The organism is Rhodanobacter sp. Root627, from assembly GCF_001427835.1.
GTDB lineage: Bacteria > Pseudomonadota > Gammaproteobacteria > Xanthomonadales > Rhodanobacteraceae > Rhodanobacter > Rhodanobacter ginsenosidimutans.
On record NZ_LMGW01000001.1, the window covers coordinates 1,011,737 to 1,032,066 of the forward strand.

The window sequence follows — 20,330 nt, forward strand, 5'->3', positions numbered from 1 at the left end:
GCGGCTCGCGGCAGGCAGAACGCGATTATAACCGCCAGCGTCCCTGCTCATGGAACCGTCCCAACCGGCACGGTGCGCGCGACGGCAGATGGTGTGGGCTCCAGCGCCATCTGCGCCAGCACGGCACTGGCCACGAAGAAGGAACCGAAAGCCAGGATGCGATCCCCGGCCTGCGCCGTCCGACGCGCCGCAGCGAGCGCGGCCGGCACGTCGGCGTGGGTGTCGAACGTTGCGCCGGGCTGGGTCTGCCGCAGGATTCCAGCGAGCGCATCCACGGCCAGGCCACGCGGGCTCACCTGCTCCAGCCCGGCCAGATGCCAATGATCGATGCGCGTGCCCAGGGCACCGATGACGCCTGCCACATCCTTGTCGCCCAGCGCGCCGTACACCGCGTGCACGCGTGCGGGCGGTTGTGCGTCCAGCCAGTCCGCCAGCGCACGCGCGGCCTGCGGGTTGTGACCCACGTCCACCAGCACCGGCGGGTCGCCGCCCAGCGGTTGCAGGCGTGCCGATGGCGAGGCGGCGCGCAATCCTGTGCCGATCGCCGTAGGCCAGTCGTGCGTCGACAGCGCCGGCTCCGCCGACCACAGTGCATGCAGGGCCGCAATCGCGGCCGCCGCATTGGCGTATTGCACCGGCGCCGACAGCCACGGATCGGGCAGCTCCATGTCGGCGCCGTCGCGGTGCCGCCAACGCCAGCCACCGTCGGCATGACGCTGCGCGTGGAAATCCACACCGGCCCGCTCGACCCTGGCGCCGCAGGCCGCCAGCGTCTGCAGCAATCCGGCCGGCGGATCCAGCTCACCCACGATCGCCGGCCGCCCGCGGCGCGCGATGCCGGCCTTCTCGCGGCCGATGCTGTCGCGATCGGGGCCCAGCCAGTCCATGTGGTCCAGATCCACCGTGGTGATCACCGCCACGTCGGCGTCGATGATGTTCACCGCGTCCAGTCGCCCGCCCAGGCCGACTTCCAGCACGGCCAGATCCAGCCCCGCACGCGCAAACAGATCCAGCGCGGCCAGCGTGCCGAATTCGAAATAGGTCAGCGGAATGGCCGGATCGGAACCGGCCGTGCGCGCCGCCTCGATGTGTTCGAACGAGGCCACCAGCGCGGCGTCGTCCACCTCGGTGCCGTCGATCCGCACCCGCTCGTTGTAGCGCAGCAGATGCGGCGACGTGAAACTGCCCGTGCGCAGGCCGGCTGCCCGCGCCATCGCCTCCAGCAAGGCCACGGTGGAACCCTTGCCATTGGTGCCGCCCACCGTGATGACACGCCGCGCCACCGCCGGCGCGCCCATCCGCTGCCACACCTGCCGAACCCGATCGAGCCCCAGCTCGATGCTGTGGACGTTGACGTGTTCCTGATAGGCCAGCCATTCGGCGAGGTTGCGGGTCATGCGAAAGCTTCTTGTTGAATGGCGGGTGCGGGGCGCGTGGTGGGAATTGATCGGGATCAGCCCGTCATTCTACTGTTCACGGTGGTCGCCGCGGCGCGGGAAAACGCGCACGGCGGGCGGGGATGGGGGAAAGCAGGCAAAATACGTGGTTTCGGCGCTTGCGACTTTGCTTCTGCCTGGTGCGGGTCGCGACTGAAGTCGCTCCTACAAGGGTCGTGCCGATCCATCAATCACAGCGGTAGACCTTTCGATGAACGCCCACCCCACCCTGCCCCCGCGGGATGACGACGAGTCCGCACTGTTGGCGCAATTGCGCGAAGCCACCGCGCTGCTCGAAGCGCTGGCCGCCGACCGCCAATTGCTGGACCGCCTGCCCGCCGACGAGCGGGCACGGCTGCAGCTGGCCGTGGCCAATGTCTACCACCCCGACCCGGTGGCACGGCGGGTGAAGCTGAAGGCGGCCGAGAAGGCACGCCACGCGGCGAAGGTGCAGACCGAAGACAACGTGCTGAACCAGACCGGCATCCGCGCGCTGCGTCGCAAGCCGGTGTTCACCACGCCCAACGTGTTCGCGCCCGAGGGCTTCATCGCGCACGACGTCGGTCCCGACGCCGACGCGGCGCAGCCGCGCGAATCGGTCGAGCCGAAGCATTGCTACGTGTGCAAGCAGAAATACACGACGCTGCATTTCTTCTACGACCAGATGTGCCCGACCTGCGCCGCGTTCAATTACGCCAAGCGCACCGAGCTTGCCGACCTGCACGGACGCGTGGCCTTGCTCACCGGTGGCCGCGTGAAGATCGGCTACCAGGCCGGCCTGAAGCTGCTGCGCGCCGGCGCCGAGTTGATCGTCACCACGCGTTTCCCGCGCGATTCGGCGGCACGCTACGCGGCGGAGCCCGACTTTGCCGAGTGGGGCCACCGCCTGCAGGTCTACGGCCTGGACCTGCGCCACACGCCCAGCGTGGAAGCGTTCTGCCAGGAGCTGGTGGCGACCCGGCCGCGGCTGGATTTCATCATCAACAACGCCTGCCAGACCGTGCGACGCCCGCCGGATTTCTACGCGCACATGATGGAAGGCGAAACCGCCGCGCTGCACGACATGCCCGAGCACCTGCGCAAGCTGGTCGGTCATTACGAAGGGCTGCGTGGCTCGAACATCCTGCCCCAAAGCACCGGCCGCGACACCGCCGTCCCCGGCCTGACCCGCGCCGCCGAGCTGTCGCAACTGCCGCTGCTGCCCGAGGAACTGCTGGCGCAGAGCCACCTGTTTCCCGAAGGCCGGCTCGATCAGGACCTGCAGCAGATCGACCTGCGCCAGCGCAACTCCTGGCGCTTGCTGATGGCCGAAGTGCCGTCGGTGGAATTGCTGGAAGTGCAATTGGTCAACGCCATCGCACCGTTCATCATCAACGCGCGCCTGAAGCCGCTGATGCTGCGCACGGCCGAGCGCGACAAGCACATCGTCAACGTGTCCGCGATGGAAGGCCAGTTCTACCGCAGCTTCAAAACCACCCGCCACCCGCACACCAACATGGCCAAGGCCGCGCTAAACATGATGACGCGCACCTCAGCCACCGATTACCACAACGACGGCATCCACATGAACTCGGTCGACACCGGTTGGGTGACCGACGAGGATCCGGCCGAGCTGGCCGCAAAGAAGGTGCTGGAAGAACGCTTCCACCCGCCGCTGGACATCGTGGACGGCGCCGCCCGCATCGTCGACCCGATCATCCACGGCATCAATACCGGCGAGCACGTGTGGGGCCAGTTCCTGAAGGACTACCGCCCCACCGATTGGTAAAGTCGAAACACTCCCTTCTCCCGCTTGCGGGAGAAGGTGCCCGAAGGGCGGATGAGGGCGCTCTTGGCGACCCGCTATTCACACCCGCTTGCCTACCCACTGTATGCACTGCGCTTTACGTTCCCCGGAGCGATGCCATGCGCCACGCATTCGCCATAGCCTTCATCGCCCTCGCCCCACTCGCCCTCGCCAGCTGCGGCGAGTCAGCCCGGTTGACCGTGCATCAAGGCATGGGCCCGAACCCGCAACTGCCGCCGCCGCACAAAACCCTGATCCCCACCGTCAACACCGCCAAGGCGATTGGCTGGTCCACCCATGAACACCCCACCGCTGCGCCGGGCCTGACGGTCCACGCCTTTGCCCGCGATCTGGATCATCCCCGCTGGCTGTACACACTGCCCAACGGCGACGTGCTGGTGGCGGAAACCAACGCGCCACCCAGACCCGACGACAGCAAGGGCATCAAGGGCTGGGTTGCCAAGCTGATCATGGCCGGCGCCGGCGCCGGCGTCCCCAGCGCCAACCGCATCACCCTGCTGCGCGACGCCGATGGCGATGGCGTCGCCGAGACGCGCCGCATCTTCCTGCAGCATCTCAACTCCCCGTTCGGCATGGCATTGGTCGGCGATACCTTCTACGTCGCCGACACCGACGCGTTGCTGGCCTTTCCGTACCGCGCCGGTGAAACAAGCATCGCGGCGCCGCGCCGCAAGGTGATCGATCTCCCCGCCGGCACCATCAACCACCACTGGACCAAGAACGTCATCGCCAGCCAGGACGGCCGCAAGCTCTACGTCACCGTGGGTTCCAACAGCAACGTGGGCGAGAACGGCCTGGCCGTGGAAAAGGATCGCGCGCGCATCCTCGAAGTGGACATCGCCAGCGGCAAGGCGCGCGCATTCGCCACCGGCCTGCGCAACCCCAACGGCATGGACTGGCAGCCGCAAAGCGGCGCGCTGTGGACGGCGGTCAACGAACGCGATGAACTGGGCAGCGACCTGGTGCCCGATTACATGACCTCGGTGAAGGACGGCGGTTTCTACGGCTGGCCCTTCAGCTACTACGGCCAGCACGTCGATACGCGGGTGAAGCCGCAGAACCCCGCGCTGGTGGCTTCGGCGCTCGTGCCCGACTACGCGCTGGGCCCGCACACCGCCTCGCTGGGGCTGATGTTCTACCGCGGCCAGTTGCTCGGTGCGCACTATCGCAACGGCGCATTCGTGGGCCAGCACGGCTCGTGGAACCGCCGGCCGCGCAGCGGTTACAAGGTCATTTTCGTGCCGTTCGCCAACGGTGAGCCCGCCGGCCCGGCGCAGGACGTGTTGACGGGGTTTCTCGACAGCGAAGGTCGCGCGCGCGGCCGGCCGGTCGGTGTGGCGATGGACGCGAAAGGTGCGCTGCTGGTGGCCGATGACGTCGGCAACACGGTGTGGCGCGTAACACCGGCTCGAACCGGCGCCGATTGAGCGCCCGTCCCGCCGCGGAGCGCGCCATGAACGACAACAAGCATCGACTCGCCACCGACGCAACCCCGGACGATCACCAGACTGCCGACGAGAAGGACGGCTTCTCCCTTTCCACCGAAGAAAAGCATGACGTGGAGGAAAAGCAGCCGCCCCGCGCCGCCGTGCTGCACGAAACGATCCGGTTGCAGGGCGAGGAGGAACTGGGCCGCAGCATCCCCGCGCTGGGCTGGTCGGCGCTGGCGGCGGGTTTGTCGATGGGCTTTTCCATGCTGGCGCGAGGCCTGCTGCATCGCCATCTCGGCGACGCGCCCGGCGCCTTCCTGATCGAAAGCCTGGGCTATCCGTTCGGCTTTCTGGTGGTGATCCTGGCGCGGCAGCAACTGTTCACCGAGAACACGATGACGGCCGTGCTGCCGCTGATGACCCATCCGGACCTGGCCAAGCTCGCTTCGCTGCTGCGGCTGTGGTCGGTGGTTTTCGTGGGCAACATCATCGGCACCGCCCTGTTTGCCTACGGCATCCTGCACATGCCCGTGTTCGACCATGCCACGCACGAGGCCCTGGTCGGCATCGGCGCCGAGGTGATGGCCAACTCGCCAGGGCAGATGTTCTCCAAGGGCATTCTCGCCGGCTGGCTCATCGCCACCATGGTGTGGCTGGTGCCCGCCGCCGAGCAGGCGCGGATCACCGTCATCGTGCTCACCACCTACCTGATTGCGCTGGGCGGGTTCACCCACATCATCGTGGGCTCGGTGGAGGTGCTGTACCTGGTGTTCAGCGGCGGCGCCGGGTTCGGCGACTATGTCTTCCACTTCGGCCTGCCGACCCTGCTGGGCAATATCGTGGGCGGCAGCTGCATCTTCGCCTTGATCAGCCACGCGCAGGTGCGCGGCGACGAGGCTTGAGCGCTGCGTCATCGCACAGCCTTGAGACGCCATTCAAAACGCGGTGGAAACGCACCCTCTCACCGTTCTCCCTGAGCGTCGGCCGCGCAGCGGCCAGAGTCGAAGGGCACGCCTCGTGAACTTTCCCGCATCACTTCGACTTCGCCGCCCTGCGGGCGGCTACGCTCAGTGTGATCGGAGGAGGAGTTCGCTGCTCCAGGGGCCTTAAAAATCCAGCCCTCTCCGATCGTCACTTCCGCTTGCGCGGCGACGGTGGCGCCGTCGAACCGCGCACCACCAGATCCGCCGACAGCACCCGCTTGCGCGGTGGTACTTCGGGATCGGCCAGCAACTCGATCAGCATCGCCATGGCCTCGCGCCCCAACGCATTCTTGGGTTGGGCCACGGTGGTCAGCGCGGGCGAGGTGTAGCGCGCGAAACGGATGTCGTCGAAACCCACCACCGAAACATCCTCCGGCACGCGCAATCCGTGCGAACTCAACGCGCGCATGGCGCCGATCGCCATCTCGTCGTTGGAGCAGAACACCGCGCTGAACGACTGCCCCTGCGACAGCAGCAGCTCGACGGCGCGTTCGCCCGCCTCGATCGAAAAATCGCCGCTGACCATCAACGCGGGATCGAAGGCGAGCTTCGCCCGCTGCAACGCCAGCCGGTAGCCTTTTTCGCGGTCCACGCAGATCGGGCTCGACGGCGGGCCGGCGATGAAGGCGACCTGGCGATGCCCCAGCATCACCAGATAATCGACGGCGGCGCCCGCGGCGGCGACGTTGTCCACGTAGACGCTGGAAATCTGCTTGTCCTTCACGTACTCGCAGGCGTTGACCACCGGCAGCCGACCCGGCATGGGAATCTTCGGCACGCGATGGGACATGGTGATGATGCCGTCGGCCTGGCGCGCGGCGACCATGTCGGCATACGCCTGCTCGCGCACCAGGCTGCTCTGGGTTTCGCCCAGCAGTACCGAGTAGCCGCTCTCGTGCGCCACCTGCTCGATGCCGCGGATCACCTCGGAGAAAAAGGGATTGGCGATGTCCGGCAGCAACGCCACGATCAGTCGCGTCCGTGCCGTGCGCAGGTTGCGTGCCAGCGCATTGGGCGTGTAGCCCACGCGTTTGACCACCTCCTGGATGCGCAGGCGCGTGGTCTCGTTGACCACCTCGGGCCGCTGCAATGCCCGCGACACCGTCGCCACCGAAACGTTGGCAATGGCGGCGATCTCCTTGATCGTCCTCACCCGCGCGGGCGTCGCGGCCGCGCGCGTTGCGCTGGCGGTGGATCGCTTGCCTCTGGATCCTTCCGAACTCACGGTCTGCCACCTCCTCGTCGACGCTGCGCCGCACGATAGCACCCGCCTGGCCAACCAACGCGCCATGCGGGGCGCTTCCCAACCCGTCCACAGCAATTTTTGTGCAACGCAATGTAATGGATTACATCCAACAGTTGCGCGGGCATTTGCGCATCTGTTACACAGCTTGCCACGTATTCCGACGTTTTTTTGCATATTCGTCTTGCAGCGCCGACTGAGGGAAGCCGGGTAAATCCGTCGTTTCCCGCCATCATGTAATCGAATACATCGCATGCGGCAGCCATGCCGCCGGAGGGGAGATGGCAAGCCAGCCCGTATCGAGCGGCACCCACGCAATGGCAGGCGCAAACGACGCGCCGAACCGCGAGGCATCCGCATGAAGTCCCTCGGCATGGCCCTGGTCGGGCCAGGCTTCATCGCCGCGCATCACATCGATGCCGTGCGCCGGCTGGGCAATGTCGAGGTCGTGGGCCTTGCCGGTTCCAGTCTGGCCTCGGCGCAGAAGCGGGCACGCGAGCTTGGCGTTGGACATGCCTACACGGACTACCACGAGTTGCTGGCCGACCCGGCCGTGCAGGTCGTCCACAACACCACGCCCAATCACCTGCACCGGGAGATCTCGCTGGCGGCCTTGCGCGCCGGCAAGCATGTGATCTCCGACAAGCCGCTGGCCAGCAACCTGCAGGAAAGCCGCGAACTGCACGAGGCCGCGCGCGACGCCGGTGTGGCGCACGTGGTGACGTTCAACTACCGCAGCCACGCGCTGGTGCAACAGGCGCGCGCCATGATCGCCAAGGGCAAATTGGGGGCACCCGTATTCGTGCACGGCTGCTACCTGCAGGACTGGCTGACTGACGACAAGACCTATTCGTGGCGCCTCGATCCCAAGCGCGGCGGCGCCAGTTCCGCGCTGGGCGACATCGGCTCGCACTGGTGCGACCTGGCCGAACACGTCACCGGCGCGCGCATCACCGCGGTGCTGGCCGACCTTTACACGGCGGTGCCGGTGCGCCATGTGGCGGCGGCGCCGACGCGCGCTTTCGCCAAGGCAAAAGCGGCACCGCGGCGCGACGTGAAGATCACCAGCGAGGACACCGCCAGCGTGCTGCTGCGTTTCGACAACGGCGCCCGCGGCTGCGTCACCGTGGGCCAGGTACTGCCCGGCCACAAGAACGATCTCCGACTGGAAGTTAATGGCCGCCTCGCCTCGCTGGCATGGCGCCAGGAAAACCCCAACGAGCTGTGGATCGGCCACCACGACCGCGCCAACGCCGTGCTGTCGCGTGATCCGGCGTTGCTCGACTCGGCCGCACGCGGCTACGCACACCTGCCCGCCGGCCATCCGGAAGCGTGGAGCGACGCCTTCCGCAACCTGATCGCCGATGCCTATGCCTGGATCCGCAAGGGCGGCACGCCACAGACGAAACCGGCCGCGTTGCCGACCTTCGCCGACGGCTACCGCAACGCGCTGGTGATCGATGCCATGCTCAAGAGCCATGCCGCGGGCGGCGCATGGCAAAACGTGGAAGACGACCGCGAACCACCACGCAAAAGGGGAGTACGGAAATGAAGTGGCGCCTTCGCTTGATGATGCTTTTCCAATACGCGATCTGGGGTGCGTGGTACGTCACCGTGGGCACCTGGCTGGGCCAGACGCTGCATTTCAGCGGCACGGAAATCGGCGCCATCGCCGGCACCACGGCGATCGGCGCGATGATCTCGCCGCTGTTCGCCGGCCTGCTGGCGGACCGCTGGTTTGATACCCGCCGCGTGCTGGTCGCCTTGCAGGTGCTGGGTGCCGCGCTGCTGGTGTTCGCGGCGCAGCAGCAGGCATTCGGCGTGCTCTACGCCACGCTGCTGCTCTACAGCCTCTGCTACATGCCGACCCTGGCGCTGACGACCTCGCTGGCGATGCGGCACATCGATGATCCGCGCGAGGAATTCGGCGCCATCCGTGTTTTCGGCTCGATCGGCTGGATCGTGGTCGGCCTGGTCGTCGGCGCCGCCGGCATCGAGGCCACCGCATCGCCGCTGTATTTGGCGGCCGGGCTGTCGCTGGCGATGGCGGGCTATTGCCTCACCCTTCCCGCCACCCCGCCGCTGGCCGGCAACAAGCGTTTCGAGCTGCGCCAGGCGCTGCCGCTGGAAGCCCTGCATCTGCTGCGCGGACGCTCGATGGCAGTGTTCGCCCTCGCCTCGTTCCTGATCTGCATCCCGCTGCAGTTCTATTACGCGTTCACCAACCTGTTCCTCAACGAAGTGGGCGTGGTCAACGCGGCCGGCAAGATGACTGGCGGGCAGATGTCGGAAATCCTCTGCATGCTGCTGATCCCCTGGTTCTTCCGCCGCCTGGGCGTGAAGTACATGCTGGCGGTAGGCATGCTGGCCTGGGTAGTGCGCTACGTGATGTTCGCCTTCGGCACACCGGACGAGCTGATGTGGATGTTGTGGCTGGGCATCATTCTGCACGGCATCTGCTTCGACTTTTTCTTCGTGGTCGGCCAGATCTACATCGACCGCGAGGCGCCGCCGGCCCTGCGCGCTGCCACCCAGGGCCTGATCACCTTCATCACCTATGGCCTGGGCATGTTCGTGGGCTCGTGGTTGTCCGGGCTGGCCGTCGATGCCTACGCCGCGACGGACGCCCAGGGCATCGTCGCGCATCAATGGCGTCCGATCTGGCTGACCGCCGCCGGCTTCGCCGCCGCCGTGCTGGTGCTGTTCGTGCTGCTGTTCAAGGACCGCGAACGCGCCGCGGACCCCGACCTTTCCCACCTCGACCTGGCCACCCGGGAGAAAACCCCATGACGATGACCCGCAGGCAGTTCCTGTCCCGCTCGGCGCTTTGCGGCACCGCTGCATTTCTGGCCACCAGCACCGCCGGCAGGGCATTCGCCGCCGCCGCGCGGGGCAAGCCGATGGGCATCCAGCTCTACATGATCCTCAAGGCCTATCAGGACGATCCGGTCGGCGCGCTGAAAACACTCAAGGAAATCGGCTACACCGAGATCGAGGCCATCATCACCAGCACCGCCGCCAACCTGCGCGGCCAGCTGGACGCCACCGGCCTGCGCTGCCCCAGCCTTCACTTCGACGGCATCGGTTTCGAGCCGGGCCTCGAGGCGGCGCACACGCTGGGCGCGCAGTACATCGTCAGCAGCATGCTGCCGGCGATCATGCAGAAAGAGCTGGCCGCCAAGGGCAAGCATGGCGAGCAGGACTATTCACTCGACGGCGCCAAACGCACCGCGGAATACGCCAATCGCCTGGGCGAGAAAGCCAAGCAGGCGGGCCTGCAGTATGCGTATCACAACCACCACCTGGAATTTTCCGATGTGGGCGGCGGCCAGACGTTCTACGACGTGCTGATGAAGGAAACCCGGCACGACCTGGTGAAGTTCGAACTGGACTGCGGCTGGGTCCACGTCGGCGGCAAGAACCCCGCGGATTACTTCAAGGCCAACCCCGGCCGCATGCCGCTGATGCACGCCAAGGATTTCCTGCCCGGCGCCGGCAACGGGAACTACCCTGGTTCCGAACTGGGCCGCGGCACGCTCGACTACCAGCCGATCATGGCCGCGGCGGATCAAGCCGGGTTGAAGCATTGCTTCGTCGAGCAGGAAGGCCCGTTCTCGCGCATCAGCCAACTCGACGCCGCGCGCATCGACTACGACTACCTGCGTCCGTGGCGCTGAGCGCCCACCTTTCCGTCTGATCGCCTTTTCCCCGGGGGCTCCATGAACAACCACATCTACGACGCCATCGTCATCGGCACCGGCATCAGCGGCGGCTGGGCCGCCAAGGAACTGACCGAGAAAGGACTCAAGACCCTGGTACTGGACCGCGGCCGCATGGTCGAGCACGGCGACTACCCCACGGCGATGAAGGCACCGTGGGAGCTGCCCTACGCCGACGAGCCCACGCAGGAAGACATCCGCCGGCATCCGGTCCACACGCGTCCCTCCTTCTACGGCATCAAGCAATCCACCAAGCACTGGTTCGTCGACGACCTCGACAATCCGTACGAGGAAACCAAGCCGTTCGACTGGTTCCGCGGCTACCAGGTCGGCGGCCGCTCGCTGATGTGGGGCCGGCAGAGCTACCGCTTCAGCCCGATGGATTTCGAGGCCAACGGCAAGGATGGCGTGGGCGTGGACTGGCCCATCCGCTATGACGACCTGGCGCCCTGGTACGACTACGTCGAGGAGTTCATCGGCGTCAGCGGCGACACCGATCACCTGGCGCAACTGCCCGATGGCCAGTACCTGCCGCCGATGGAGCTCAACGCCGTCGAGAAGGACTTCCGCGAGAAGCTGGCCAGCAAGCTGGGGCGCAGGCTGATCATCGGCCGCACCGCCAACCTGTCCGCGCCGCTGAAGCACGACAAGAGCCCGCAACGCGCGCCCTGCCAATACCGCAACCTGTGCATGCGCGGCTGCCCGTACGGCGCCTATTTCAGCAGCAACTCGTCCACCCTGCCCTCCGCCCAGCGCACCGGCAACATGACCATGGTGGCCAACGCCATCGTGCACGAACTGATCTACGACAACGCCAAGGGCAAGGCCACCGGCGTGCGCGTATTGAATGCCGAAACCGGCCAGCAGACCGACTACTTCGCGCGCATCATCTTCGTCTGCGCCTCCACCTTCGGCACCGCGCACCTGCTGCTCAACTCCACCTCCAGCCGCTTCCCCAACGGCTTCGGCAACGACAGCGGCGAGGTGGGCCACAACATCATGGACCATGTGTTCGGCAGCGGCGCTGGCGCCCTGGTGGATGGCCACGAGGACCGCTACTACACCGGCCGTCGCCCCAACGGTTTCTACATCCCGCGCTACCGCAACATCGGCAGCGACAAGCGCGACTACCTGCGCGGCTTCGGTTTCCAGGGAGGCGCCAGCCGCCAGGACTGGACGCGACTGGTCGACCAACCGTTGCTTGGCGACGAGCTGAAGCGCGCGGCCGAGGCGCCGGGCCCGTGGCGCATCGGGATGACCGGCTTCGGCGAGATGCTGCCGTCGCACAGCAACCACGTCACCCTGGATCGCAACCGCAAGGACAAGTACGGCCTGCCCCTGCTCAACTTCGACGCCGCCCACGGCGAGAACGAAGTCCGCATGGAGAAGGACATCATGAACGACGCCGCCGAGATGCTCAGTGCCGCCGGCTACCGCAACGTGGCGACCTACAAGATCAAGGCGAACGTGGGTGCCGGCATCCACGAGATGGGCACCGCGCGCATGGGCCGCGATCCGAAGACCTCGGTGCTCAATGGCTGGAACCAGATGCACGCCTGCAAGAACGTCTTCGTCACCGACGGCTCCTGCATGGCCTCGTCCGCCTGCCAGAACCCGTCGCTGACCTACATGGCGCTGACGGCACGCGCGGCCAACCATGCCGTGGAAGAACTGAAGCGCGGCAACGTCTGAGGAGAAACGCCATGAACCGTCGCGAATGGTTGAAGTGCATGTCCGCGCTGGCGCTCAGCGCGGCAGGCGCACCGTTGCTGGCCGTATTCGATGCGCATGCCGCCGCGCAAAAACCCGCCATCGGCCCCCGTTTTTTCAGCCCGCCGCAAGCGGACGTGGTGGCCGCCGTGGTCGACATCATCATCCCGCGCACCGATACCCCCGGCGCGCTGGACGCGGGCGTGCCGCGTTTCATCGAGCAGATGTTCCGGGACGTGTATTCCAAGGCGGAACAAGCGCGCTACCTGGGCGCACTGGCCGCGTTCGAGCGCGCGGGCGGCACGCCGTTCCTGCAACTCGACGCCGCGCAGCGCAAGGCGCTGGTCACCCGGCTGCATGGCGAGGCGCTCGCCAGCGGCCGCCACATCGACCACAACTCCGCCGCGGCCTTCGTGCTGATGAGCAAGAAGCTGGCGATGCTGGGTTACTTCATGTCCGAACCCGGCTGCACGCAGGTGCTGCAGTACGTGGCCGTCCCCGGCGGCTACCAGGCCGATGTGCCCTTGTCCAAGGCGGGCAATGGCCGCGCCTGGGCTGTCGAAACCGTCTTGAGGCTCTGACCCATGAAAACACTCAAAGGCCCGGGCATTTTCCTGGCGCAATACGCGGGCAACTCCGCACCGTTCGACACCTTGCCCAACATCGCCCGCTGGGCGTCGTCGCTGGGTTTTGTCGGCGTGCAGATCCCCTCCAACGACACCCGCCTGTTCGACCTGGAGCAGGCCGCGGCCAGCAAGACGTATTGCGACGACATCACTGGCATGCTGGCCGAACACGGGCTGGCGGTGACCGAGCTGTCCACGCATCTGCAAGGGCAGCTCGTGGCATCGCACCCGGCCTACGACGCATTGTTCGACGGCTTCGCGCCGCCCGCGCTGCGTGGCAACGTGGTCGAGCGCCAGGCGTGGGCGGTTGAGCAGCTCAAGCTGGCGGCGAAAGCCAGCAAGCACCTCGGCCTCACCGCGCACGCCACCTTCTCCGGCGCGCTGGCCTGGCATCTGTTCTATCCGTGGCCGCAACGTCCGGCCGGGTTGATCGAGCAGGCGTTTGCGGAACTGGGCAAGCGCTGGCGTCCGATCCTCGACGCGTTCGACGACGCCGGGGTGGACGTCTGTTTCGAATTGCACCCGGGCGAGGACCTGCACGACGGCGCCACCTTCGAGCGCTTCCTCGATGCGGTGGACCAGCATCCGCGCGCCAACATCCTCTACGACCCCAGTCACATGGTGCTGCAGCAGCTGGACTATCTCGCCTTCATCGACCTCTATCACGAGCGCATCCGCGCCTTCCACGTGAAGGACGCCGAGTTCCGCCCCAACGGCCGCTCGGGCGTCTATGGTGGCTACCAGAGCTGGATCGACCGCCCCGGCCGTTTCCGCTCGCTGGGCGACGGGCAGATCGACTTCCGCTCGATCTTCAGCAAATTTGCGCAATACGGCTACCCGGGTTGGGCCGTACTGGAATGGGAGTGCTGCATCAAGGACGCCGAGCAAGGCGCGGCCGAAGGCGCGACGTTCATCCGCGAACACATCATCAAGGTCACCGAGCGCGCGTTCGATGACTTCGCCGCAACCGGCGCCGACGCCGCGTTCAATCGCCGCGTGCTGGGGATGGACGCGTCATGACCGCCAGCGGCATCACCCGTCGCGATGCGCTGGCCTGGCTCGGCACCACCATCACCGCGCTGGGCGCCGCGCCATGGCTGGCCGCATCGGCCGACAGCGGGTCGCACCCACCCCGGTCGCAAAAGATGACGCCAGGGCGCCTGAAGCAATCGCTGAGCCGCTGGACCTCGCAGGCGCCGCTGCCGGAATTGTGCCGGCGGCTCAAGGGAATCGGTTTTGCCGGCGTCGATCTGGTCTACGCGGACGAATGGGCGGTGGTCAACGACAGTGGTCTGGCCGTCACCATGGGCTACCCCGCCAAGCGCGACAATTTCCTCACCATGGGTTTCAACAACCCGGCCCATCACGCCGTGCTGCTGAAGGAACTGGAAGCCGCCATCCCGCTGGCCAAGCGCGCAGGCGTGACCAACCTGATCACGATGTTCGGCAACCGCCAACCGGGCATCGATGAAGGCCATGCCATCGACAACTGCGTCGCCGGGCTTTCGAAGATCGCGCCGTATGCGGCCGAGCACGGCGTCACGATCTGCGTGGAACTGCTGAACAGCAAGGTCGACCATCCCGGCTACCAGGGCGACAGCACGCGCTTCGGCGTCGCCGTGATAAAGGGCGTCGATTCACCCCACGTGAAGCTGCTCTACGACATCTACCACATGCAGATCATGGAGGGCGACGTGATCCGCACGATCCGCGACAACATCGCCTGGATCGGCCATTTCCACACCGCCGGCGTACCGGGCCGCCACGAGATCGACGACACCCAGGAGCTCAACTACCACGCCATCGCCAAGGCGATCGCGGATCTGGGCTTCGACGGCTATCTCGCGCATGAGTTCGTGCCGGCAGGGCCCGACCCGTTCGCCGCCTTCGCCGAGGCGGTCAGGGTGTGTACGGTCTGATTTTCCCGTTTCGGAGCTGCCCATGACTTGGCAAACCATGTTGATCTTCACCACGCTGGCTACCGCCGCACCCTCTTTCGCCACTACCGCGGATCACCCACCGACCGACCCCAAAGCCACCGAACAATGGCAGCCGGTGCCGAAGCTGGTGACACCGGGCAAGCACGACGCCGCACCGCCCTCGGATGCGATCGTGCTGTTCGACGGCCGCAACCTCGATCGATGGGAGTCGGTCGACGACCATTCGCCGGCCCGCTGGAAAGTCCACGATGGCGTGCTGACGGTCGACAAGAAGGCCGGCAACATCCAGACCCGGCAGCGGTTCAAGAACTATCAGTTGCACCTGGAATGGCAGGTGCCGGCGGATATCGCCGGCGAAGGCCAGGCGCGCGGCAACAGCGGCCTGTTCCTGGCCTCGACCGGGCCGGGCGACGCGGGCTACGAACTGCAGATCATGGATTCGTGGAAAAACCCCACCTACGTCAATGGCCAGGCCGCCAGCGTCTACAAACAGACGCCGCCGCTAGTGAACGCCATGCGTCCGCCGGGCGCATGGCAAACCTACGACGTCGTCTGGACGGCACCGGTGTTCGCCGCCGACGGCACGCTCACCGCGCCGGCCTACGTCACCGTGCTTCACGACGGCGTGCTGGTGCAAAACCACACCGCGCTGACCGGCGAAACCGTCTACATCGGCAAGCCGGCCTACACGCCGTACACCGACGCGCCGATCAAGCTGCAGGCGCACGGCGACCCCTCGCAGCCCATCAGCTTCCGCAACATCTGGGTGCGTCCGCTGGATTGAGCGGGTATCGCATCGGTCGATGCGTGGCGCCGCCGGCGCGTGCGTAGTGCCGCCCAACGAAAAGCGAACAGCCCCAACGGCCGCAGTGTTTATACTCGGCCGCTTCGCATGCGACAGGAACACACGCACCGTGCAATCGATCATCGACGTGCGCCAGGTGACAAAAACCTACGCCTCGGGCTTCAGCGCGCTCAAGGGCATCGACCTGCAGATCCGCCGCGGCGAGATCTTCGCCCTGCTCGGCCCCAACGGCGCCGGCAAGACCACGCTCATCAGCATCATCTGCGGCATCGTGAATCCCAGCAGCGGCAACGTGCTGGCCGACGGGCACGACGTGGTGCGTGATTTCCGCGCCGCGCGCGAACGCATCGGCCTGGTGCCACAGGAGCTCACCACCGACGCCTTCGAAACCGTGTGGGACACGGTCAGCTTCAGCCGTGCGCTGTTCGGCAAGCGGCCCAATCCGGCGCACATCGAGAAAGTGCTGCGCGATCTCTCGCTGTGGAACAAGAAAGACAGCAAGCTGATGACGCTGTCCGGCGGCATGAAGCGGCGCGTGATGATCGCCAAGGCGCTGTCGCACGAGCCGCCGATCCTGTTTCTGGACGAGCCTACCGCCGGCGTCGATGTGGAGTTGCGCCGCGACATGTGGGCGATGGTGCGCGCGCTGCGCGACACCGGCGTCACCATCATCCTCACCACGCACTACATCGACGAGGCCGAGGAAATGGCCGACCGCATCGGCGTGATCAACAAGGGTGAGCTGATCCTGGTCGAGGGCAAGGCCGAGCTGATGGAGAAGCTGGGCCGCAAGCAGCTGATCCTGCAATTGCAGGCGCCGATGACGGCGATTCCCGCCGCCCTGTCCGATTACCCGCTGACGCTGTCCGAGGATGGCCAGCAACTGGTCTACACCTTCGATGCCCAGGGCGAAAACACCGGCATCGACACGCTGCTGCGCCGCCTCGGCGAAGCGGGCATCGACTTCAAGGACCTGCAGACCCGCCAGAGTTCGCTGGAGGATATTTTCGTGAGCCTGGTGGAGGACCGCGCATGAAGTTCAACTGGCATGGCATGGGCGCGATCTACCGCTTTGAGATGGCCCGCACCCGCCGTACGCTGCTGCAGAGCATCGTCTCGCCGGTGATCTCCACCACGCTGTATTTCGTGGTGTTCGGCGCGGCAATGGGCTCGCACATGGGCGGCATCGACGGCGTCAGCTACGGTGCCTACATCGTGCCCGGCCTGATCATGCTGTCGCTGTTGACGCAGAGCATCTCCAACGCCTCGTTCGGCATCTACTTCCCCAAGTTCACCGGCACCATCTACGAGATCCTCTCCGCGCCGGTGTCGTACCTCGAGATCCTGGGCGGCTACGTGGGTGCCGCCGCCAGCAAGTCGGTGCTGCTGGGCTTGATCATCCTGGCCACCGCGCGGCTGTTCGTGGACTTCGACGTCGCCCATCCGGTCTGGATGGTGGCGTTCCTGATCCTCACCTCGGTGACCTTCAGCCTGTTCGGTTTCATCATCGGCATCTGGGCCGACGGCTTCGAGAAACTGCAGCTGGTGCCACTGCTGATCGTCACCCCGCTGACCTTCCTGGGCGGCAGCTTCTACTCGATCCACATCCTGCCGCCGCTATGGCAGAAGATCAGCCTGTTCAATCCGGTGGTGTACCTGATCAGCGGCTTCCGCTGGGCGTTTTACGGTGTATCGGACGTCAGCGTGGAAATCAGCATGGGCATGACGCTGCTCTTCCTGGCGGCCTGCCTGGCCGGGGTGTGGTGGATCTTCCGCACGGGGTATCGGTTGAAGGCCTGAAACGCGGGACCAGGCACAAGCTGACGCCGGTCTCGACACAAGCGGCAACAACGAAATGCCATCGGGTGTTCAACGCCGGTCCGACGTGTGCGCGGCGACGAAGCTGCGCAGCACGTCGTTGATCCGCGTCTGGTAACCCGCCCCCCCGTCCTTGAAGTAATCAAGCACGTCCCGGTCGATGCGCAGGGTCACCTGCGCCTTTGGCTCGGCGCGCGCGGGACGATGCGCCGCCCAGAACGCAGGCGACAGCGCCGGAATGTCGCTGTAGTCGATGGCCTCATCCGGCATGTCCGCGACGGCTTGCATGCGTTTGCGTTGCGCGGTGGCGAGCGGCTTAGGGTGTTTGGGATCAATTTTGTACTTCATGATAAATCGCTCGCTCGTAAGCGTTGGCCTTGCGGGCCGAAATGATGCGTGTGACCTCGCCGTGGACACCACGCACGGCGTGCACTACCACCAGCAGCACGGGATCCACCCAGCCGATGCTCAGCCAACGCTCCTCTCCGTACTCCTCGCGATCATCGACCATGTCGATGCGGCCCGGATCGAGAAACACGCGTGCAGCCTCTTCAAACGCGATGCCGTGCTTGCGCAGATTCAAAGCCGCTTTGGCATCATCCCACTCGAAGTCCATTCCCTGGGCCCCATCATATGTAACTACCAAATGTAGTTACATATGATGGGGGAGTCAAACCCGGAGCATCGCTTTGTCACCCCGGTAAAAACCCACGCGCCGGCTCGCGATACGACTACGCCTGTCCCTTACCCATTGTCTGCGCCTCGATATCGGCGGCAAACCGCTGCAGCAGATTCACCAGCGTGTCGACATCCGCTTCGCTCCATTCGGCGAAGAGCTTGCGCGCCATGCGTTCGCGCGCCGCATCCAGCGCATCGGTCATCGCCTTTCCCTTCGGGGTAACGGCGGCCGCGCGCACGCGTGCATCGGTTTCGCTCGCCTGGCGTTGCACCAGACCCAGTGTCTCCAATTTGGTGACTTGTCGGCTCACGGTGGTGTAGTCGCGCCCGGCCCGGCCGGCCAGATCGACGACACCAATCGGGCCGAGTCGCTCGATCACCACCAGCAAGGGGAACAGTGCGCGGTCCAGCGCGATGCCGGCATCGCGTACCAGTCGCTCATCGACCTCCGGCCGGTTCAGCACGCTGACCACGCTGATCAACGCCATGTGCAACGCACGCACACGGGAGGATATATGTGCATCTTGCACATTTTTTCTGGAAGCCATACGATCCTCAATTCATGTGCATTTTGCACATATATGGAACCACGATGAACGTGTCGAACACCGATGTACTGATCTGCGGCGCCGGTGCCTCCGGCCTGACCTTGGCCATCGATCTTGCGCGGCGTGGTGTCAGCTTTCGCCTGATCGAGAAAAATAATGCGCCTTTCCACGGCTCGCGCGGCAAGGGCATCCAGCCAAGGACACTGGAAGTCTTCGAGGATCTTGGCATCGTCGACCGCATCCACGCCAGCGGCGGCCCCTACCCGCTGATGCGCACCTACCGCGCGGACGGAAGCCATGACGATATCGCGCTGGGTCAGGAGATCGCGGCCACTCCGGCCGAACCGCACGCCCTGCCGTGGATGCTGCCGCAATTCCTGACCGAACGGATCATGCGCGAGCGCCTGGCGGAGCTCGGGCATCAGGTGGCATTCGGCTTCGAACTGGTGGCGGTGCAACAGGATGCGCAAGGTGTGACTGCCACGCTCGACGGCCCGCGCGGTGCGGAAAGCGTGCGCGCCCGCTATCTCGTCGGCGCCGATGGCGGCCGCAGTTTCGTGCGCCAGGCGCTGGGTATCGGTTTCCCCGGCAAGACCCTGGGCGTGCGCGCCATGGTGGCCGACGTCACCCTGCACGGTCTGGAACGGGATGCCTGGCATCGCTTCAACGACACAGACATGCCGCAGCAGATCGCGATGTGTCCGCTAGCGGGAACCGGGATGTTCCAGATCCAGGCACCAATCCCGCTCGAAGGCGACGTCGACCTTTCCGTCGCCGGCCTCAACACCATGCTGGCGCAACGCACCGGGCGCAGCGACATCCACGTCAGCGAGGTGTCGTGGGCTTCCGCCTTCCACATGAACGCCCGGCTGGCCGACCGCTATCGCGTCGGCCGTGTTTTCCTGGTCGGCGACGCCGCCCACACGCATCCGCCCACCGGTGGCCAGGGCCTGAACACCAGTGTGCAGGATGCGTACAACCTCGGCTGGAAGCTGGGTGCCGTACTGGCCGGCGCGCCGGACGCCCTGCTGGACAGCTACGAGGAAGAACGCCGCCCCATCGCCGAAAGCGTGCTCGGCCTCTCGACCCGACTGCTCGATGCCGCCAAGCGCGGCGACGGCCGACGCGGCCGCGAAGTCCGCCAACTCGACCTCGGCTACCCCACCTCGTCACTGAGCCTGGAGGCGCCGCAAAGATCGCATGGCCCGCAGCCGGGCGACCGTGCGCCCGACGCACCCATCCATCACGCCACCGGCCTGCCCACCCGCATCTTCGACCTGCTGCGGGGACCACACTGGACGCTGCTGGGCCAGGACGTCGACCGCGACAGCATCCCACCGCATCCGCAGCTGCGCATCCACGTGTTCGGCAATCGCGGCGACGTGGTCGACACGCAGGGGCATTTCCGCGACGCGTATGGCGTGGCGTCGAACAGCTGGGTGCTGGTGCGGCCGGACGGGTACATCGGGGCTTTCATCGCGGGTGACGGGATCGATGCGCTGCATGCGTATTTGCAACGCTTTGGCATCGCGTTGGGGAAGATCGCAGACGCCACCCCAGCCTGAATTCCTCCGCGTCACCGCCTGT

Annotated in this window: 19 protein-coding genes; 14 read left to right on the plus strand and 5 right to left on the minus strand. The window is 66.0% G+C overall.

From position 1 onward, the window contains the following. Positions 1–47 precede the first annotated feature (47 nt). The gene (folC, locus tag ASD68_RS04780; RefSeq protein WP_056603986.1) at positions 48–1,397 is read right to left on the minus strand and encodes a bifunctional tetrahydrofolate synthase/dihydrofolate synthase; all 1,350 of its coding nucleotides are present in this window, start codon (positions 1,395–1,397) and stop codon (positions 48–50) included. 250 nt (positions 1,398–1,647) lie between these two features. On the opposite strand from folC, the gene ASD68_RS04785 reads away from it, so the two are divergent. The 3 genes from ASD68_RS04785 to ASD68_RS04795 all read left to right on the plus strand — a co-directional run bounded on the left by ASD68_RS04785 (position 1,648) and on the right by ASD68_RS04795 (position 5,575). Next, positions 1,648–3,204 (plus strand): SDR family oxidoreductase, encoded by a 1,557-nt coding sequence (locus ASD68_RS04785; RefSeq protein WP_056603989.1) that lies wholly within the window; start codon positions 1,648–1,650, stop codon positions 3,202–3,204. Between the two features lie 137 nt (positions 3,205–3,341). Further along, positions 3,342–4,670, plus strand: a complete 1,329-nt coding sequence (locus ASD68_RS04790; RefSeq protein ID WP_056603992.1) for a sorbosone dehydrogenase family protein — start codon at positions 3,342–3,344, stop codon at positions 4,668–4,670. Between the two features lie 26 nt (positions 4,671–4,696). Then, on the plus strand, positions 4,697–5,575 hold the full coding sequence (locus ASD68_RS04795; protein ID WP_082545945.1) for a formate/nitrite transporter family protein: 879 nt from the start codon (positions 4,697–4,699) through the stop codon (positions 5,573–5,575). Positions 5,576–5,804: 229 nt separating this feature from the next. Here the strand turns inward: ASD68_RS04795 and ASD68_RS04800 are convergent, their stop codons facing one another. Continuing rightward, on the minus strand, positions 5,805–6,881 hold the full coding sequence (locus ASD68_RS04800) for a LacI family DNA-binding transcriptional regulator (RefSeq protein WP_235578634.1): 1,077 nt from the start codon (positions 6,879–6,881) through the stop codon (positions 5,805–5,807). A gap of 376 nt (positions 6,882–7,257) precedes the next feature. On the opposite strand from ASD68_RS04800, the gene ASD68_RS04805 reads away from it, so the two are divergent. The 10 genes from ASD68_RS04805 to ASD68_RS04850 all read left to right on the plus strand — a co-directional run bounded on the left by ASD68_RS04805 (position 7,258) and on the right by ASD68_RS04850 (position 17,499). After that, complete coding sequence (locus ASD68_RS04805; RefSeq protein ID WP_056603997.1) at positions 7,258–8,451, plus strand: Gfo/Idh/MocA family oxidoreductase; 1,194 nt, start codon at positions 7,258–7,260, stop codon at positions 8,449–8,451. Then, on the plus strand, positions 8,448–9,689 hold the full coding sequence (locus tag ASD68_RS04810) for a nucleoside permease (RefSeq protein WP_082545946.1): 1,242 nt from the start codon (positions 8,448–8,450) through the stop codon (positions 9,687–9,689). The genes ASD68_RS04805 and ASD68_RS04810 overlap by 4 nt, the downstream gene beginning before the upstream one ends. Then, a complete protein-coding gene (locus ASD68_RS04815; protein ID WP_056604003.1) occupies positions 9,686–10,576 on the plus strand; it encodes a sugar phosphate isomerase/epimerase in 891 nt (296 codons plus the stop codon). Before ASD68_RS04810 ends, ASD68_RS04815 begins: the two co-directional genes overlap by 4 nt. A gap of 42 nt (positions 10,577–10,618) precedes the next feature. Further along, positions 10,619–12,310, plus strand: coding sequence for a GMC family oxidoreductase (locus tag ASD68_RS04820; protein ID WP_056604006.1), 1,692 nt, complete (start codon positions 10,619–10,621; stop codon positions 12,308–12,310). Positions 12,311–12,321: 11 nt separating this feature from the next. Beyond that, positions 12,322–12,909 (plus strand): gluconate 2-dehydrogenase subunit 3 family protein, encoded by a 588-nt coding sequence (locus tag ASD68_RS04825; protein WP_056604009.1) that lies wholly within the window; start codon positions 12,322–12,324, stop codon positions 12,907–12,909. 3 nt (positions 12,910–12,912) lie between these two features. Further along, positions 12,913–13,974 (plus strand): sugar phosphate isomerase/epimerase, encoded by a 1,062-nt coding sequence (locus tag ASD68_RS04830; RefSeq protein ID WP_056604013.1) that lies wholly within the window; start codon positions 12,913–12,915, stop codon positions 13,972–13,974. Continuing rightward, positions 13,971–14,873, plus strand: coding sequence for a TIM barrel protein (locus ASD68_RS04835; protein ID WP_056604016.1), 903 nt, complete (start codon positions 13,971–13,973; stop codon positions 14,871–14,873). Before ASD68_RS04830 ends, ASD68_RS04835 begins: the two co-directional genes overlap by 4 nt. 22 nt (positions 14,874–14,895) lie before the next feature. After that, positions 14,896–15,678, plus strand: coding sequence for a DUF1080 domain-containing protein (locus tag ASD68_RS04840; RefSeq protein ID WP_056604019.1), 783 nt, complete (start codon positions 14,896–14,898; stop codon positions 15,676–15,678). A 130-nt stretch (positions 15,679–15,808) separates the two neighbouring features. Then, positions 15,809–16,735 (plus strand): ABC transporter ATP-binding protein, encoded by a 927-nt coding sequence (locus ASD68_RS04845; RefSeq protein WP_056079418.1) that lies wholly within the window; start codon positions 15,809–15,811, stop codon positions 16,733–16,735. After that, positions 16,732–17,499: an ABC transporter permease gene (locus ASD68_RS04850; RefSeq protein WP_056604022.1), complete on the plus strand. Its 768-nt coding sequence runs from the start codon at positions 16,732–16,734 to the stop codon at positions 17,497–17,499. The genes ASD68_RS04845 and ASD68_RS04850 overlap by 4 nt, the downstream gene beginning before the upstream one ends. 69 nt (positions 17,500–17,568) lie before the next feature. Here the strand turns inward: ASD68_RS04850 and ASD68_RS04855 are convergent, their stop codons facing one another. The 3 genes from ASD68_RS04855 to ASD68_RS04865 all read right to left on the minus strand — a co-directional run bounded on the left by ASD68_RS04855 (position 17,569) and on the right by ASD68_RS04865 (position 18,683). Next, positions 17,569–17,865: a BrnA antitoxin family protein gene (locus ASD68_RS04855; RefSeq protein WP_082520116.1), complete on the minus strand. Its 297-nt coding sequence runs from the start codon at positions 17,863–17,865 to the stop codon at positions 17,569–17,571. Next, entirely contained in the window at positions 17,849–18,133 is a 285-nt protein-coding gene (locus ASD68_RS04860) for a BrnT family toxin (RefSeq protein ID WP_056604025.1), read from the minus strand. The genes ASD68_RS04855 and ASD68_RS04860 overlap by 17 nt, the downstream gene beginning before the upstream one ends. Positions 18,134–18,248: 115 nt before the next feature. Continuing rightward, positions 18,249–18,683, minus strand: a complete 435-nt coding sequence (locus tag ASD68_RS04865) for a MarR family winged helix-turn-helix transcriptional regulator (protein ID WP_235578635.1) — start codon at positions 18,681–18,683, stop codon at positions 18,249–18,251. A 104-nt stretch (positions 18,684–18,787) separates the two neighbouring features. On the opposite strand from ASD68_RS04865, the gene ASD68_RS04870 reads away from it, so the two are divergent. After that, entirely contained in the window at positions 18,788–20,308 is a 1,521-nt protein-coding gene (locus ASD68_RS04870) for an FAD-dependent oxidoreductase (protein ID WP_156458334.1), read from the plus strand. The last annotated feature ends 22 nt before the right edge of the window (positions 20,309–20,330 follow it).

Excerpts from the sequence above, each read along its gene's own strand:
- folC (WP_056603986.1), bottom strand. The coding sequence starts at position 1,397 with ATGACCCGCAACCTCGCCGAATGGCTGGCCTATCAGGAACACGTCAAC.
- ASD68_RS04785 (WP_056603989.1), top strand. The coding sequence starts at position 1,648 with ATGAACGCCCACCCCACCCTGCCCCCGCGGGATGACGACGAGTCCGCA.
- ASD68_RS04790 (WP_056603992.1), top strand. The coding sequence starts at position 3,342 with ATGCGCCACGCATTCGCCATAGCCTTCATCGCCCTCGCCCCACTCGCC.
- ASD68_RS04795 (WP_082545945.1), top strand. The coding sequence starts at position 4,697 with ATGAACGACAACAAGCATCGACTCGCCACCGACGCAACCCCGGACGAT.
- ASD68_RS04805 (WP_056603997.1), top strand. The coding sequence starts at position 7,258 with ATGAAGTCCCTCGGCATGGCCCTGGTCGGGCCAGGCTTCATCGCCGCG.
- ASD68_RS04810 (WP_082545946.1), top strand. The coding sequence starts at position 8,448 with ATGAAGTGGCGCCTTCGCTTGATGATGCTTTTCCAATACGCGATCTGG.
- ASD68_RS04815 (WP_056604003.1), top strand. The coding sequence starts at position 9,686 with ATGACGATGACCCGCAGGCAGTTCCTGTCCCGCTCGGCGCTTTGCGGC.
- ASD68_RS04820 (WP_056604006.1), top strand. The coding sequence starts at position 10,619 with ATGAACAACCACATCTACGACGCCATCGTCATCGGCACCGGCATCAGC.
- ASD68_RS04825 (WP_056604009.1), top strand. The coding sequence starts at position 12,322 with ATGAACCGTCGCGAATGGTTGAAGTGCATGTCCGCGCTGGCGCTCAGC.
- ASD68_RS04830 (WP_056604013.1), top strand. The coding sequence starts at position 12,913 with ATGAAAACACTCAAAGGCCCGGGCATTTTCCTGGCGCAATACGCGGGC.
- ASD68_RS04835 (WP_056604016.1), top strand. The coding sequence starts at position 13,971 with ATGACCGCCAGCGGCATCACCCGTCGCGATGCGCTGGCCTGGCTCGGC.
- ASD68_RS04840 (WP_056604019.1), top strand. The coding sequence starts at position 14,896 with ATGACTTGGCAAACCATGTTGATCTTCACCACGCTGGCTACCGCCGCA.
- ASD68_RS04850 (WP_056604022.1), top strand. The coding sequence starts at position 16,732 with ATGAAGTTCAACTGGCATGGCATGGGCGCGATCTACCGCTTTGAGATG.
- ASD68_RS04855 (WP_082520116.1), bottom strand. The coding sequence starts at position 17,865 with ATGAAGTACAAAATTGATCCCAAACACCCTAAGCCGCTCGCCACCGCG.
- ASD68_RS04860 (WP_056604025.1), bottom strand. The coding sequence starts at position 18,133 with ATGGACTTCGAGTGGGATGATGCCAAAGCGGCTTTGAATCTGCGCAAG.
- ASD68_RS04865 (WP_235578635.1), bottom strand. The coding sequence starts at position 18,683 with ATGGCGTTGATCAGCGTGGTCAGCGTGCTGAACCGGCCGGAGGTCGAT.
- ASD68_RS04870 (WP_156458334.1), top strand. The coding sequence starts at position 18,788 with ATGAACGTGTCGAACACCGATGTACTGATCTGCGGCGCCGGTGCCTCC.